Below are 15,514 nucleotides of genomic sequence, written 5' to 3'. Positions count from 1 at the left end.
ATTCAAACGCAACTGCTGCAAGCGATGGTTCGTGTGAGTTTTATTGAACCTTCACAATTGCGCCGGCGGAGCAGCACAGGCCCGCCGGCCGGGGGTGAAGACAGGGTTCACGCCGCCAGCTTATAGGAGCGGCCGGCAAACAGCTTGTTCTTGACGCGATAGGCCAAAGCCAGTGCCGTGGGAAACGGGCGGCGCATGAAGGCGACCTTGCGGACATAGTCGTCCACCCGCCACGTGGCCCAGGTTCCAGCCCGGAAATAGGCGACGTCCCCCACCCTGAGGATGCTGACCGAACCGTCTTCGGCCGTCACATGCACTTCGCCTTCCAGAATATAGACGGTTTCATCCCAGCCGAAAAACCAGCGGAATTCGCCGGCCGTGCAATCCCACATGGCTGTGCTGGAGGCACGGTCGCCACTTCTGGAGTGATCCGCCGCGCGGGCTTGAGGGTTGCCGGAGATGATCCATTCCGGATTGATGGGGGCCGGCTGAAGCCGCAGATCGGTGCAGGAAGCGCTGACGACCGCTTCGTCTTTTTGTCTGCGCAGATAGGCCGGCAATATCGGCACCGTTCGGATTGCCATGGTTGCAGCCGCCGCGAACATCATTTTGAACGACATATGAAAAAACCCCCGTGAAATATTGGAGGTCTTCTATCATCGGGATCGTAACAAAGCGGTTTTGACAATCGGCGCAATTTTAGTCATCGCGCCGATTTCTGCGCTGGGCTCAGGCCGTCGCCATCTGAGCGGACTGCACACCGAGCTGCTCCGCCTTGCCGGCAATGCGCTTGCCGGTTTCGCTGGAGAAGAAATGCAGCTTTTCCGACGCGATCGTGATCGAAAGTGCTGCGGGAACATCGACGTCCGGCGGGAAAGCGATTGTCAGGTTCTGGTCGCCGATCATGCCGTGGATGAGGCGCTGGGAACCCAGTTCCTCAATGTAATCAACCCTGAATGCAAAACCCTGCTCGCCTGCCGCAGCGAGGCGGAAATCCTCTGCCCGCATGCCCACCGTCACCGGCCCGGAGGTGGGCGCGAAACCATTGAGCGCAAACAGCGACGGACCGATGGCGAGACTATCACCGTGCAGTTCGGCATTCAGCAGGTTCATGGCGGGAGAGCCGATGAAGCTCGCAACGAAGGTCGAGGCGGGGGTGTGATAGACATCGAGCGGCGCGCCGATCTGTTCGATGCGACCGCCATTCAGCACGACCAGGCGATCCGCCAGCGTCATGGCCTCAAGCTGGTCGTGAGTGACATAGATGGAGGTGGTGCCGAGGCGCTTCTGCAGACGCTTGATTTCACCGCGCATGGAAACACGCAGCTTGGCATCGAGGTTGGACAGGGGCTCATCGAACAGGAAGGCGGCAGGCTTGCGCACGATGGCGCGCCCCATGGCGACACGCTGCCGCTGACCGCCGGAAAGTGCGCGCGGCTTGCGCTCCAGATAGGGTTCGAGCTGCAGCATGCGCGCGGCTTCGGCCACACGCGCATCGATTTCCGTCTTCGCTGTCTTGCGGTTCTTCAGCCCATATTCCAGGTTCTCGCGCACCGACATATGCGGGTAAAGCGCGTAGTTCTGGAATACCATGGCGATATCACGATCGGCCGGATCGGTCTGGTTGACGACCCGGTCACCGATCTTCACTGTACCCTCGGAAATATCCTCGAGGCCGGCGACCATACGCAGAAGCGTGGACTTGCCGCAGCCGGAGGGGCCGACGAGAACGATGAACTCGCCATCCCGGATGTCGATATCGACGTGATGCACGGCGCGTACGCCGCCATGATAATCCTTGCAGACCTGACTAATTTCTATCGCGGCCATTTCGGTCTCCTTATTTATCGCTTTCGGTCAGGCCCTTGATGAACCAGCGCTGGAAAATGACGACGATCAGCACCGGCGGCAGCATGGCCAGGACGGCAAGCGCGAAAGCTTCGTTGTAATCGGGAATTTGCGAACCGACCCAGACCTGCAGGATCGACTTGATGCCACGCATCAGCGTGAAGAACCTCTCGTCCGTCGTCATCAGCATGGGCCAGAGGTACTGGTTCCAGCCGTACACGAACATGATGATGAAGATCGCCGACATCATCGTGCGGGACAGGGGGATTAATATATCGATGAAGAATTTCACAGGACCCGCGCCATCGATGCGCGCGGCTTCCAGCAACTCCTCCGGAACGGACTTGAAGAATTGCCGGAAATAAAAGGTGCCGGTGGCCGAGGCGAGAAGCGGCACGATGAGGCCGGTATAGGAATTCAGGAGGCCGAGTTTGCTCATCACCTCATAGGACGGCATGATGCGCACTTCGAGCGGCAAGAGCAGCGTGGTGAAAATGATCCAGAAGGCAAGCGTCGCAAACCGGAAGCGGAAATAGACGATCGCATAGGCCGCCGTCATCGACAGGACGATCTTGCCGACGGCAAAACCGATGCCGAGGACCAGCGAGTTGATCACCATGTTGAGACCGGTGACCTGCCCGGTGAAGCCACCCTTCTGCGTCAGGACCTTTTCGTAGGTCTCCACGAAATTATCGCCCGGGACTATCGTCAGACCGCTACGGTGGATTTCCGCCGCCGTGTGGGTGGATGTCATGAAGGCCACGACGACAGGCAATATCAGAAACAGTGCGCCGAGGATCAATACCAGATGATCGAGAGGTCTCGTCTTGTACATGGTCTTCTCCCTCAATTGTAGTGGACGCGCTTTTCGATGAAGCGGAACTGGATGACGGTGAGAACGAAGACGACCAGCATCAGAATGACTGATTGGGCCGAGGAACCACCAATGTCATTGCCGCGGAAACCATCGAGAAACACCTTGTAGACCAGCGTGATAGGATTATCCGCCGCCTTATCCTTCACCATCACGTCGATGACACCGAAGGTATCGAACAGCGCGTAGGTGATATTGATGATGAGCAGGAAGAAAGCCGTGGGCGCAAGAAGCGGCATAATGACGGTCCAGAACCGTCGGAAACCGGAGCGGCAATCGATGGCCGCGGCTTCGCGCACGGAAACCGACACGCCCTGAAGCCCGGACAGGAAAAAGATGAAATTGTACGGGATCTGCTTCCAGACCGCGACAACGATCATGGCTGTGGCGGTATCGAAGTAGTTGAGACCGACCTTCATGTCCCAGCCGAAGACTGCGGCCAATTTGACGAAAGGCCCGATATGCTGGTCGAAAAGCATCATGCCGATAAGACCCGCGACCGGTGGTGCGATGGCATAGACGGAAATCAGCAACGTCTTGTATGTCGAGCTGCCGCGAATGACCGCGTCGGCCTTGACGGCAAGCAACAGGCCGAGCGCCAGCGAAAAGAAGGTCACCAGCACGGTGAAGACAACCGTGAATTTGGCGATGCTGAGATATTCCGGATTGAATATCGCGTCCGAATAATTGGCGAAACCTACGAAGGATGCGGCGAAACCGAAAGGATCTTCGATATAAAACGATGATTGCACGGCCTGAACGGACGGCCAGTAGAAGAAGATGAAGATCACCGCGAGCTGCGGTGCAAGAAACAGATAGGGCACGTAGGACGAGGAGAACTGCACGCGCTTCATGCCGGCTTCAGCGGGCTTGGCGGGTTTTCCAGCCTTTGCGGACCAGCCGGACAAAAACCGGCGTGGTTGAGACGATGTATAGGCCATGCTTGCGCCTCCTTATCCAGAAGCGAGCCTCCCTTCCATCGAAAGGGAGGCTCGACAATGATCATTGATTTCGAAAAGATCGATCAGCCGGCCGTTTTGGCAAAACGGGCCAGAAGGTCGTTGCCTTCCTTCTCGATGATCTCAAAAGCAGCCTTCGGCGTCACTTCGCCCGAGAAGATGCGGTTATATTCACGTTCCATGACGGCGCGGATTTGCGGGTAGAAACCGAGGCGGTAACCCTTGGACCACTCGCCACCCGGCAGCGACAGCTGCTGGATACCAACTTCTGCGACCGGCTTTTCCTTGTAGTAGCCTTCAGTCTTGGCCTTTTCGTAAGCGGCCTTGGTGATGGCGACGTAACCGGTTGCCTTATGGTAGAAGACCTGGATTTCCGGCGAGGTCAGGAACTGGAAGAAGTCGGCCACGCACTTATTTTCGGCTTCAGACTTGCCGGACATTGCAAAGAGAGCAGCGCCGCCAATGAAGGAGTTGGTGCCGGCACCCTTGATGGAGCCCCAATAGGGAAGGAAGGTTGCCGAGAACGGCATGGTCGCCGTCTTCTGCAGGCCACCGAAGGAGCCCGAAGAACCGATCCAGAGCGCGACCTTGCCTTCTTCGAAAGGCTTCTGGTTGTCGTTCCAGCCGGCGCCGTAATAGGCAAACAGGCCCTTGTCCTTCCAGTCCTTGAGCTTTTCGAACATCATGACGAGGTTCGGGTCGGTGACCTTGAGCTTGGTGTCGGTGACGCTGTCGTAACCGTTATTATTGGTGGCGAACTGGATGTTGTTGCGGGAGAAGAAATTCTCCGTGAACTGCCAGGTCAGCTGCGACTGGACGAGCGGGATGTAGCCGGCTTCCTTCAGCTTCGGCGCAACCTTTTCGAACTCTTCCCAGGTCTTCGGTGCTTCGACGCCGGCCTTTTTCAGGGCTTCGTCGTTGATATACATGATCGGAGCGGAGGAGTTGAACGGCATGCCGACGAACTTGCCATCAGCGGCAGCGTAGAAATAACGCACGCCGTTGATGAAGGCGTCACGATCGAACTTGTAACCGGCCTTGTTGATGAGGTCTTCTGCAGGAATGACCGCGCCCTTGGCGTTGATGATGGTGGCGGCGCCGGCATCAAAAACCTGGAGGATGTTCGGCTGTTCGCCCGAACGGAAAGCAGCGATGCCGCTGGCCAGCGCTTCTTCGTACGAGCCCTTGGAAACCGGCGTCAGAGCGCATTCCTTCTGGGCTTCGTTAAACTTCTGGGAAACTTCGTTGATGACTTCGCCGTTGCGTCCCCCCATGCCGTGCCACCAGGTGATGTTGGTCGCAGCCATGGAAGATGTTGCCGAAATGCTGACCGCCACTGCGGCCATGGAAATCTTCTTCAACATTACTAATTCCTCTCCACCATTTATTGGGGTGAGGATGCGAATAGAGCGGTTCGATGACGCCTCTTTGACAGTTCCGTGTCAGATTTATTACACCACGTGCCGACAATCTCAGCCGGCTATACGATTTATGGGTCGGGCGGGATTTCCCACGACCGTTGCACGCGCCGGCACATTGCGCGTCACCACCGAGCCGGCACCGACAATTGCACCGTCACCGATGGTGATACCGGCCAGAATGATCGCTCCGCCGCCGATCCAGACATCACGGCCGATCGTGACAGGCTTTGCAATCTCAATCCCCTGCGCGCGCGGAACCGGATCAAGATGGTGTTCCGCACAATAGATCTGCACGGCGGGGCCGAGCATCGCGCCGTCGCCTATCGCGACCTTCGCAGAATCGAGAATGGTGCAGCCGGCATTGAGATAGGCATTCCTGCCGAGCGTAATGTTGAAACCGTAGGCGCAATGAAAAGGCGCCTCGATGAATGCACCTTCGCCCACGGAGGCAAAAAGTGCGCGCAGCAGCGGCCCGATGGTGCCGCGCTCATCCGGCGGCATGGTATTGTGCTGGTGAACCGCCCGGCGTGAATGCCAGCGCAGCATATCCAGTTCGGCACCCATGCAGCTGTACCATTCGCCCGCGGCCATCTTTTCCCGCTCAGTGGACATTGCCTTCCCCTCCCCTTTAAAATGCGTCGATAAAGTGCTGCGGCAGGCGTCGTGGCAGAACGGCGACAATATCGAAGCGCAGCGAAAAACGGCCGGCATCCCTGCGGCGGGAGAGCCAGAGATCGGCAGCCGCCCGAATGCGCTGCTGCGAATGAAAACCGACGGCATCCACCGCGCTGCCACCGGAAGCGCGCGCCTTGACCTCGATGATGGCGATGAGATCCTTCTTTCGGGCGATGAGATCGATTTCCCCGAGCCGGGTTCGATACCGAATGGCGAGGATGCGATATCCCTTTAGCAACAGATAAAGTGCGGCCCAATATTCGGCGGCATGGCCGCGTCGCTCGGCTTTCCGCCTTTTATTGCTCTGCCCGTCAACGGCCATCCGTGTCCTTCATATCCAGCAGCCTTTGATAAAGCTCCTTGCGCGGCAGGCCCGTCAGCTTCGCCGCTTCGCCAGCAGCCTTGGCGGCGGACATGGTGGCGACGAGATCCTTCAGGAGCTTCTCGACATCCTCGATATCAGGAATTTCATCATAGGAGGGCGGCTCCACCAGCAGCACGATCTCCCCCTTCACCACACGGTCGCCATCGTAATAATCCGCAAGCTCGCCGAGTGTACCGCGCCGGAACTCTTCGAAAGTCTTGGTCAACTCACGGCAGACCACGGCGCGGCGGTCGCGGCCAAGCACTTCCGACGCCACCTTGAGAGACGCGCCGATACGGCGTGGCGATTCAAAGAAGATCAGGGTTGCGGGGATTTTCGCAAGCCCTGCAAAACGGTCGCGCTTGCCGCGATCCTTGACTGGCAGGAAACCCGCAAAGAGGAAGGCATCGCTCGGCATGCCGGACCCGACAAGGGCGGCGAGCGGTGCAGAGGCGCCCGGCACCGGCACAACGCGGTGTCCGGCTTCGAGTGCCAGCTGGCCGAGGCGATAACCCGGGTCGGAAACCAGCGGCGTTCCGGCATCCGATACCAGCGCCACGGATTTTCCGGCCTCCAGCGCGGCGATGAGCTTCGGCCCCGCTTCGTTTGCGTTGTGTTCGTGATAGGCGAGCGGGCGCGTGCGGATGCCATATCGTTCAAGCAGGATGCGGGTGACGCGGGTATCCTCGCAGGCGAGAACATCGGCCGAGGCCAGCGTTTCCAACGCGCGGATGGTGATATCGCCGAGATTGCCGATGGGGGTGGCGACGAGGTAAAGCGCCGGCTCCAGCGGCCGGGCCGGAATGGTGGCCGTGCCGATCCTGAATTCCTTCGCTGCCTGTCTGGCATCGCTGCTCGATATTTCCTGCGTCACACGGCTTCCAATCATTCTGGCCGAACCTTGCCGGCCGGTCGTTCCGGTTTTTCCCTTTATGGGCAATAGAAAACCGGCGAACAAGCTCCATCGGCTGTCGCAACCTGTGGATCATGTTGTATAGCAGCAAAATGAGCCGAGGCAGATGAACTCCGCTCTTGCATTTTCTCCAATAACTCTGCCATTTTGCCCGTCCACATTGTCCGGCTTTTGCCGGTGAAGACTCTTCTTGCCGATCCGGCGGTGGCCGGTTCGCAACGGTTGAAAGCGGTAGCGTCCATGCGTATTACTCTTGAGCGGTCGAACCTTCTGAAATCGCTGAACCACGTCCACCGGGTCGTCGAGCGTCGCAACACGATCCCGATCCTGTCCAACGTTCTGCTGCGCGCCTCCGGCGCCAATCTGGACATGAAGGCGACCGACCTCGATCTGGAAATCACCGAAGCGACCCCGGCCATGGTGGAGCAGGCTGGCGCCACCACCGTACCGGCACACCTGCTTTACGAAATCGTGCGCAAGCTGCCGGATGGTTCCGAAGTGCTTCTGGCGACCAACCCGGACGGCTCCTCCATGACCGTTGCGTCCGGCCGCTCGAAATTCTCGCTGCAATGCCTGCCGGAAGCGGATTTCCCTGACCTCACCGCCGGCACCTTCAGCCACACCTTCAAACTGAAGGCGGCCGATCTGAAGATGCTGATCGACCGGACGCAGTTTGCGATTTCGACCGAAGAGACGCGTTATTACCTGAACGGCATTTTCTTCCACACCATCGAAAGCAATGGCGAGCTGAAACTGCGCGCCGTCGCCACCGACGGTCACCGCCTTGCGCGTGCTGACGTCGATGCGCCCTCCGGCTCCGAAGGCATGCCGGGCATCATCATTCCGCGCAAGACCGTCGGTGAACTGCAGAAGCTGATGGACAATCCGGAACTGGAAGTCACAGTCGAAGTCTCGGATGCGAAGATCCGCCTGGCCATCGGTTCCGTCGTTCTGACCTCGAAGCTGATCGACGGCACCTTTCCCGATTATCAGCGCGTCATCCCAACCGGCAACGACAAGGAAATGCGCGTCGATTGCCAGACCTTCGCCCGGGCAGTGGACCGTGTTTCGACGATTTCTTCCGAGCGCGGCCGCGCCGTGAAGCTGGCGCTAACTGACGGCCAGTTGACGCTGACCGTCAACAATCCCGACTCGGGAAGTGCTACCGAAGAAGTGGCCGTTGGCTACGACAATGATTCGATGGAAATCGGCTTCAATGCCAAATATCTCCTCGACATCACGTCGCAGCTCTCCGGCGAAGATGCGATTTTTCTGCTGGCGGATGCGGGTTCGCCAACACTGGTTCGCGATACCGCCGGCGACGACGCACTCTATGTTCTGATGCCGATGCGCGTTTAAAACCGACCGTTTTCTTCAATTTTTCCAGAAACGCCGGTGGATCGCTTCATCGGCGTTTTTTGATTCGGCGAACAGGTGGCTCTACCCGTAACTGAATTTTCTCAGTTACGACATTTTGCCTTGTTTTTGCGCCAAATGGGATCAACAGTACGTAACAATTTTTTGACAATGACCAATACATCCGAGGGGAATCATGGCACTCAACCTGAAGCAACGGCTTGAACAAAAATTTGAGGAAGAAATCCGCTTTTTCAAAGGTATGGTCAGCCAGCCGAAAAAAGTCGGCGCCATTGTCCCGACATCGTCGATCACGGCGAAAAAGATGGCAAGCGTCATCAATCCCCATTCCGGCCTGCCGGTTCTGGAACTCGGTCCCGGCACCGGCGTCATCACCAAGGCCATTCTGGCGCGCGGCATCAAGCCGGAGAGCCTGACGGCCATCGAATATTCGACTGATTTCTACAATCAGCTGCTCCGGAGCTATCCAGGCGTCAATTTCGTCAATGGTGACGCCTTCGATCTCGATGCGACGCTTGGCGAGCACAAGGGTCAGATGTTCGACAGCGTTATCTCCGCCGTGCCGATGCTGAATTTTCCGATGGCTGCCCGCATCAAGCTTCTCGATGAATTGCTGAAGCGCGTGCCGCACGGCCGACCCGTAGTACAGATATCCTACGGTCCGATTTCCCCGATCGTCGCGCAGCCGCATCTCTACCATATCCGCCATTTCGATTTCATCGTGCGCAATATTCCGCCGGCGCAATTGTGGACCTATACGCGGGCCTGATCGTCCCGCCAGAACAGACGAGGCCGTCATTTCCCAGTCGTGACGAATGGTTAGGGTGTTGATTACCCTCTCCATTGCCTTTGAGGACCGATTGCCATGCATGCGCTCTACATCACCCACCCCCAGGTCAAGATCGACCCGGCTGTTCCCGTTCCCGAATGGGGGCTTTCGGAAAGGGGTGCTGAACGGGCGCGTGAGGCGAGCCGCCTTCCCTGGGCGAAAGCATTGCGGCGCATCGTTTCCAGCGCCGAAACCAAGGCAATCGAAACCGCCCATATGCTCGCGGAAACCTCCGGTGCAGCAATAGAGATCATCGAAGCGATGCATGAAAACGACCGGTCCGCCACCGGTTTCCTGCCGCCGCCGGAATTCGAGAAGGCGGCGGACTGGTTCTTCGCCCATCCTGAGGAGAGTTTTCAAGGCTGGGAGCGGGCAATCGACGCGCAGGCGCGGATCGTCGAGGCCGTCAAAGCCGTTCTCGACCGACACGACGCACGGCAGCCGATCGCCTTTGTCGGCCATGGCGGCGTGGGCACACTGTTGAAATGCCATATTGAAGGCCGCGGCATCAGCCGCAGCAAGGACCAGCCTGCTGGCGGTGGCAATCTTTTCCGCTTTTCCATCGCCGAATTTTCACTTGCAGCGGCCTCCCCCACATGCGACTGGACGGCAATGGAAACATGGCAGGGATAAGACAATGACCGCGCGCGAAAAACTCATCGTCGGGCTGGATGTTCCGACTGTGCAGCAGGCAGAAGACATCGTGTCGAAAATCGGCGACGAGGTCCTGTTCTACAAGATCGGTTATCAGCTGGTATTCGCCGGGGGTCTTGAATTCGCGCGTGACCTCGTCCAGAGCGGCAAGAAGGTCTTTCTCGACATGAAGCTGCTCGATATCGACAACACCGTCGCCTCGGGCGTCGAAAACATCGCCCGCATGGGCATGTCGATGCTGACGCTGCATGCCTATCCCAAAGCCATGCGTGCTGCCGTCAAGGCGGCGGAAGGCTCCGGCCTCTGCCTGCTGGGCGTCACCGTGCTGACCTCCATGGATGACAGCGATCTGGTCGAGGCCGGTTACGCGTCCGACGCGCGTTCGCTGGTGCTGCGCCGGGCTGAACAGGCACGCGAGGCCGGTATGGGCGGCATTGTCTGTTCGGCGGAAGAATCGACCGCTGTGCGTGAAATTCTCGGCCCCGACCTTGCCGTGGTCACCCCCGGCATTCGCCCCGCCGGCGCCGATCTTGGCGATCAGAAGCGGGTGATGACGCCCTATGACGCCATCAAGGCCGGTTCGAGCCATCTGGTTGTCGCCCGTCCCATCGTCAGGGCGGAAGACCCGAAAGCGGCGGCCCGCGCCATTCTGGACGATATGCTGCGCGCGAGTTTTCCGGCCAATCAGTAACGACGACAGGAGGAGATGAAATGGCAAAGGGATATTGGATCGCCCAAGTCGATGTACGCGACAGCGAGCGTTACAAGGACTATGTCTCCACAGCCAAGCCCGCCTTCGAGCGGTTCGGCGCCAATTTTCTGGCTCGCGGCGGTTCGGTGACGGAACTGGAAGGCACGGCGCGTGCGCGCAACGTTGTCATCGAGTTCCCGTCCGTCCAGCATGCGATTGACTGCTACAACTCTCCCGAATACCAGGCGGCGGCGAAAATCCGCCAGGAAGTAGCAGATGCGGAGATGATGATCGTCGAAGGAATTTGACGTCCGTCAACCGCATTTCCCAAACTAGCCTCAAGCCTTGCGACAACCGCTCTTCACGCGCGCGTGGCTTTGGGCTAAGAGACTGAAAAACGCTTTATCGACAGCTTCTGAGGAGCCTCCCATGACCTTGGCCAACCTTCCACCCCTCGTCACCGTCTTCGGCGGTTCGGGTTTTGTCGGGCGGCATGTCGTGAGAATGCTCGCCAAGCGCGGTTATCGTATCCGCGTCGCCGTGCGCCGCCCCGATCTTGCCGGTTTTCTGCAACCGCTCGGCAATGTCGGCCAGATTTCCTTCGCGCAGGCTAACCTCCGTTATCGCGACTCCATCATCAAAGCCGTCGAAGACGCGGATCATGTCGTCAATTGCGTCGGCATCCTGGCGGAAAGCGGCCGCAACACTTTTGACGCCGTGCAGGAATTCGGCGCGAAAGCCATTGCCGAAGCGGCCCGCGACACTGGCGCCACGCTGACGCATATTTCCGCCATCGGTGCTGACGCCAATTCGCAGACCGGTTATGGCCGCACCAAGGGCCGTGCCGAAGCCGCCATCCATTCCGTGCTACCCGGTGCCGTGATCCTGCGTCCGTCGATCATTTTCGGACCGGAAGACGATTTCTTCAACAAATTTGCCAAAATGGCCCGCAACCTGCCGTTCCTGCCGTTGATCGGCGGCGGAAAAACCAAATTCCAGCCTGTGTATGTCGAGGATGTTGCGGAGGCCGTCGCGCGCAGCGTCGATGGCAAGCTGAAACCCGGCGCAATTTATGAACTCGGTGGCCCTGACGTCATGACCTTCCGTGACTGTCTCGAGGCTGTTCTTGCCGCGACCTATCGCGAGCGCTCCTTCGTCAACCTGCCCTTCGGCGTGGCCTCGATGATCGGCAAGCTCGCATCGTTGGTGCCGCTGATTACGCCGCCGTTGACACCGGACCAGGTGACCATGCTGAAAAAGGACAATGTCGTTTCCGCTGAGGCAGAAAAGAAGGGCCTGACGCTGGAAGGTATCGGCATCACCCCCGTTCGCGTCGCTTCGGTTCTGCCGTCCTACATGGTGCAGTATCGCCAGCATGGACAATTCTCGAACGCCGGCAAGGCGGCCTGAGGTCAGGCACGTCATGGAAATCAAAAGCGGGGCCACATCCCGCTTTTTTTATGCTGTCTACCGCAACCAAACCGCTTTCAGTGCATTTTCACTGCCAGATGGGGTGGGGAGGAAAAATCAAAACTGAAACGGCATGGTTAACGGTGGAGCGCTGAAACGGGCAAGCGTGGCACAAGCGCAACTGTGGAAAAGACTTCGCATTAACCCGGTATTCAGCAAGCTCCTTTATTGATATTCGCCACATTCCAAACATATCCCGAACCCTCAATTCACACACGGCGGCACGATCCGCACGAACGAACGTCTGAAAGGCAATCATAAAATGGGCAGATCTATCGCACTCTTTTTTGCGTGTGCGGCTTTGGTGGTTCTGGCGGGTTCTTTCATGGCGCCGGGCACGGTTGCAGCGGGCAAGAGCGGTTGCGCTCCGGCCTATGGCGTCGACCCCTGCGCAACGGCTTCGATCAGCGCCAACTGATCGGCCTTTACAGGTTTAAAAAAAGCGCCGCCGGTTCTCCGGGGCGCTTTTTTGTTTTTCGGTCGATATGAAACTGCGGGTCAGCCGATAACCAGAAGTGCGACGAGACCGAGCGCACCGATGACGATGCGCCACCAGGCAAAGGGCGCAAACCCACGTCGCGACACGAAATCCAGCAGCGAGCGCACGACGAAGAGGCCGGACACGAAGGCGGCCACAAACCCCACGGCAATCAAGGCGCTATCATCGAAGCTCAGCGCATCGCGGTTCTTGTAGAGGTCGAGCACAAACGCGCCAAGCATGGTCGGCATGGCCAGAAAAAACGAAAACTCGGCGGCGGAGCGCTTGTCCGTGCCCATCAGCAGCGCGCCGACAATGGTGGCGCCGGACCGCGAGGTGCCGGGAATCATCGCAAGGCACTGGAAAAGGCCGATCTTGAAGGCGAGCGACGGCGGGTAATCCATAATGTCGGTATATTTTGGTTTCAGCGGCATCCGGTCGACCGCAAGCAAAATGAATCCACCAATGATCAACACGACACAAATGAGCATCGGCGTTTCGAACAGCACCGTCTTGATGAAGTCATGCGCGAGAGCGCCGATCACCGCCGCCGGCAGGAAAGCGACGAGAACCGCCAGCACAAAACGGCGCGCCTTGGCACTTGTCGGCATCGCCACGGCGATCGATACAAGCTTTTGAAAATAAACGAGAAGGATTGCGAGGATCGCACCGAGCTGGATGAGGACGGCAAAGGTATTGCCCGGCGATTTAAAGCCAAGGAAATGCCCGGCCAGCAGCACATGCGCCGTGGAGGAAACGGGAATAAACTCCGTCAGACCCTCGATAATGCCCAGCAAAAGCGCGCTGATGATCGATTGGTCACCCATGAGGTATCCTTCTTTTAAGGGGGAAAGCGTGAATGGAAAGCAATTGCGTTAAACTTGTTTTAAAGTAGCCAAGCTCTTATAGCGTCTTGATGAAGCGAAACTGAAAAAGTTTTCCGGCAAATGCCGATCATGACAACCAATCGTAAAAATTGAGTACCGATGCCAACTCTCTATCACTCCCCGATGTCGACCGCATCCCGGTTCGTTCGTCTGATCCTTGCGGAATACGGCTTCCAGACCGATCTCGTGGAGGAGCAGCCGTGGGAAAGACGGCGGGAGTTTCTGGCGCTCAATCCTGCTGGCACCCTGCCGGTCTATCTCGATGACAATATGCGCTCCCTCAGCGGGCCTTATGTGCTGGCCGAATTTCTGGACGAAACCCATGGGGTTTTGAAGCGCGACCGGCGGCTTCTGGCGGAAGACCCGTTTCAGCGCGCGGAAATCCGTCGCCTGACGGAATGGTTTCTGCAGAAGATGGAAAATGACGTGACCCGGCCGCTGGTGCGCGAAAGGGTCTATAAATTGCAAATGACCGCGGCGCAGGGTGGCGGACCACCGGATTCCAAGCTGCTGCGCACCGCGCGCAACAATATTCGCCAGCACATCAAATATCTGGAGTGGCTGGCCGGTTCGCGCACCTGGCTGGCCGGCGATCGGCTGAGCTACGCCGATCTTGCCGCAGCGGCCGGTGTTTCGGTGCTGGATTATCTCGGCGAGATCAACTGGCTCGAAGCGCCGATTGCCAAGGAATGGTATCAGCGGGTGAAATCCCGCCCCTCCTTCCGGCCGTTTCTCAGCGAACGCATTCCGCGTCTTGCCCCCTCTTCCCACTACGCCGATCTGGATTTCTGAGGTCTGGCCTCCCAGGTTATTTGCTGCGGCGTGCGGCTATAATGAAAGCATGTCGTTTTCCCGAAACCGCTGCACACTTTCGGGTGACATGCACTATATATGCCAGAATAGGCCTCGGGAGACACGACCATCGACGTTGCCGACGACAAGCAGCGAATACGCGCGCGCAAACTGACGGATTTCGTTCGTCAGGAGGCGCTTTTACTCGGCTTCGATCTGTGTCGCATCACGGCGCCCGACAGCATTCCGCTTGCACCGGAGCGGCTGCGGCAGTTTCTCGAGAATGGCTACCACGGCACCATGGCGTGGATGGAGGAAACCGAGGCGCGTCGGGCGGAGCCAAAAACGCTCTGGGGCGATGTGCGCTCCATCGTCATGTTCGGCCTCAATTACGGGCCGGACGAAGATCCGCGTGGCCTGCTTTCGAAACCAGACAAGGCAGCCATTTCGGTCTATGCCCGCAACCGCGATTACCATGACATCATCAAGGGGCGGCTGAAGGAGATCGCCACGCGCTTTGCTGCCCGCGCCGGTGAGGATGTGAAAGTCTTCGTCGATACCGCCCCGGTGATGGAAAAGCCGCTTGCCGCCGCCGCCGGTCTCGGCTGGCAGGGCAAGCACACCAATCTCGTCAGCCGCAGCCATGGCTCCTGGCTGTTTCTGGGCAGCATGTTCACCACCGCCGAGCTCTGTGTTGACGAGGCCGAGAGGGATCATTGCGGTTCCTGCCGCGCCTGCCTCGACGCCTGTCCCACGGCGGCTTTTCCTGCCCCCTATCAGCTGGACGCGCGCCGCTGCATCTCCTATCTCACCATTGAGCACAAGGGACCGATCCCGCACGAATTCCGGCCGATGATCGGCAACCGCATCTATGGCTGTGATGATTGCCTTGCCGCCTGTCCGTGGAACAAGTTCGCGGCCAGCGCCTCCGAGATGAAGCTGAAGGCGCGCGAAGATCTGAAGGAACCATCCATCGCCTTTCTGCTGACGCTTGACGATGCCGCCTTTCGCAGCTTTTTCAGCGGCTCCCCCGTCAAGCGCATCGGCCGCAATCGCTTCATCCGCAATGTGCTGATTGCCGCGGGAAACTCTGCCGACCGGCATTTCGTGGAACAATGCAAGGCACTTGCGGAGGCCGACCCTTCCGCGGAAGTGCGCGGCATGGCCGCATGGGCTTTGTCGCGGCTTATGGACAGGGACGAATTCCGTACATACTCTGCCGGTCGCGCACCGGAGACTGATCCGGAGGCGGAAATGGAATGGCAACTGGCAGAGGCATGAA

The 15,514-nt window shown here is 58.5% G+C and carries 17 protein-coding genes and 2 pseudogenes; 9 read left to right on the top strand and 10 right to left on the bottom strand.

Going from position 1 to position 15,514, the window contains the following annotated elements; all coding sequences use genetic code 11:
• Window positions 1–107 precede the first annotated feature (107 nt).
• From ATU_RS01480 to rsmI, 9 genes and pseudogenes are all read right to left on the bottom strand, one after another.
• Window positions 108–620, bottom strand: coding sequence for a cupin domain-containing protein (locus ATU_RS01480; protein ID WP_006310156.1), 513 nt, complete (start codon window positions 618–620; stop codon window positions 108–110).
• A gap of 109 nt (window positions 621–729) precedes the next feature.
• Window positions 730–1,830 (bottom strand): sn-glycerol-3-phosphate import ATP-binding protein UgpC, encoded by a 1,101-nt coding sequence (locus ATU_RS01475; RefSeq protein ID WP_010970810.1) that lies wholly within the window; start codon window positions 1,828–1,830, stop codon window positions 730–732.
• Between the two features lie 10 nt (window positions 1,831–1,840).
• Window positions 1,841–2,683, bottom strand: coding sequence for a sn-glycerol-3-phosphate ABC transporter permease UgpE (gene ugpE / locus ATU_RS01470; protein ID WP_006310154.1), 843 nt, complete (start codon window positions 2,681–2,683; stop codon window positions 1,841–1,843).
• Between the two features lie 11 nt (window positions 2,684–2,694).
• Window positions 2,695–3,663 carry an ABC transporter permease subunit gene (locus ATU_RS01465; protein WP_006310153.1) on the bottom strand — a complete coding sequence of 323 codons (969 nt, stop codon included), beginning with the start codon at window positions 3,661–3,663 and terminating at the stop codon, window positions 2,695–2,697.
• A gap of 83 nt (window positions 3,664–3,746) precedes the next feature.
• The gene (locus ATU_RS01460; protein ID WP_006310152.1) at window positions 3,747–5,045 is read right to left on the bottom strand and encodes an extracellular solute-binding protein; all 1,299 of its coding nucleotides are present in this window, start codon (window positions 5,043–5,045) and stop codon (window positions 3,747–3,749) included.
• A gap of 132 nt (window positions 5,046–5,177) precedes the next feature.
• Window positions 5,178–5,330: pseudogene (locus ATU_RS26980) on the bottom strand (DapH/DapD/GlmU-related protein); the annotation flags it as partial.
• A gap of 222 nt (window positions 5,331–5,552) precedes the next feature.
• Window positions 5,553–5,693: pseudogene (locus ATU_RS26975) on the bottom strand (maltose acetyltransferase domain-containing protein); the annotation flags it as partial.
• Window positions 5,694–5,730: 37 nt separating this feature from the next.
• Window positions 5,731–6,099, bottom strand: a complete 369-nt coding sequence (locus tag ATU_RS01450; RefSeq protein WP_010970807.1) for a YraN family protein — start codon at window positions 6,097–6,099, stop codon at window positions 5,731–5,733.
• The gene (gene rsmI, locus ATU_RS01445) at window positions 6,089–7,030 is read right to left on the bottom strand and encodes a 16S rRNA (cytidine(1402)-2'-O)-methyltransferase (RefSeq protein WP_006310149.1); all 942 of its coding nucleotides are present in this window, start codon (window positions 7,028–7,030) and stop codon (window positions 6,089–6,091) included. The genes ATU_RS01450 and rsmI overlap by 11 nt, the downstream gene beginning before the upstream one ends.
• 264 nt (window positions 7,031–7,294) lie before the next feature.
• On the opposite strand from rsmI, the gene dnaN reads away from it, so the two are divergent.
• From dnaN to ATU_RS26510, 7 genes are all read left to right on the top strand, one after another.
• A complete protein-coding gene (dnaN, locus tag ATU_RS01440; protein ID WP_010970806.1) occupies window positions 7,295–8,413 on the top strand; it encodes a DNA polymerase III subunit beta in 1,119 nt (372 codons plus the stop codon).
• 193 nt (window positions 8,414–8,606) lie between these two features.
• Window positions 8,607–9,200: a phospholipid N-methyltransferase PmtA gene (pmtA, locus tag ATU_RS01435; protein ID WP_006310147.1), complete on the top strand. Its 594-nt coding sequence runs from the start codon at window positions 8,607–8,609 to the stop codon at window positions 9,198–9,200.
• A gap of 96 nt (window positions 9,201–9,296) precedes the next feature.
• A complete protein-coding gene (locus ATU_RS01430; RefSeq protein ID WP_010970805.1) occupies window positions 9,297–9,893 on the top strand; it encodes a histidine phosphatase family protein in 597 nt (198 codons plus the stop codon).
• Window positions 9,894–9,897: 4 nt separating this feature from the next.
• A complete protein-coding gene (gene pyrF, locus ATU_RS01425; RefSeq protein ID WP_010970804.1) occupies window positions 9,898–10,605 on the top strand; it encodes an orotidine-5'-phosphate decarboxylase in 708 nt (235 codons plus the stop codon).
• 20 nt (window positions 10,606–10,625) lie between these two features.
• Window positions 10,626–10,913: a DUF1330 domain-containing protein gene (locus ATU_RS01420; protein WP_010970803.1), complete on the top strand. Its 288-nt coding sequence runs from the start codon at window positions 10,626–10,628 to the stop codon at window positions 10,911–10,913.
• 121 nt (window positions 10,914–11,034) lie between these two features.
• Window positions 11,035–12,015 (top strand): complex I NDUFA9 subunit family protein, encoded by a 981-nt coding sequence (locus ATU_RS01415; protein WP_010970802.1) that lies wholly within the window; start codon window positions 11,035–11,037, stop codon window positions 12,013–12,015.
• 322 nt (window positions 12,016–12,337) lie between these two features.
• Entirely contained in the window at window positions 12,338–12,493 is a 156-nt protein-coding gene (locus ATU_RS26510; RefSeq protein ID WP_006310141.1) for a hypothetical protein, read from the top strand.
• An 80-nt stretch (window positions 12,494–12,573) separates the two neighbouring features.
• Here the strand turns inward: ATU_RS26510 and ATU_RS01410 are convergent, their stop codons facing one another.
• Window positions 12,574–13,380, bottom strand: a complete 807-nt coding sequence (locus ATU_RS01410) for an undecaprenyl-diphosphate phosphatase (protein ID WP_006310140.1) — start codon at window positions 13,378–13,380, stop codon at window positions 12,574–12,576.
• 159 nt (window positions 13,381–13,539) lie between these two features.
• On the opposite strand from ATU_RS01410, the gene ATU_RS01405 reads away from it, so the two are divergent.
• Entirely contained in the window at window positions 13,540–14,232 is a 693-nt protein-coding gene (locus ATU_RS01405) for a glutathione S-transferase family protein (protein WP_010970800.1), read from the top strand.
• Between the two features lie 129 nt (window positions 14,233–14,361).
• Entirely contained in the window at window positions 14,362–15,513 is a 1,152-nt protein-coding gene (gene queG / locus ATU_RS01400) for a tRNA epoxyqueuosine(34) reductase QueG (RefSeq protein ID WP_085944105.1), read from the top strand.
• The last annotated feature ends 1 nt before the right edge of the window (window position 15,514 follow it).

Source organism: Agrobacterium fabrum str. C58, from assembly GCF_000092025.1.
Classification (GTDB): domain Bacteria; phylum Pseudomonadota; class Alphaproteobacteria; order Rhizobiales; family Rhizobiaceae; genus Agrobacterium; species Agrobacterium fabrum.
This window is presented reverse-complemented; position numbering and strand designations above follow the sequence as displayed.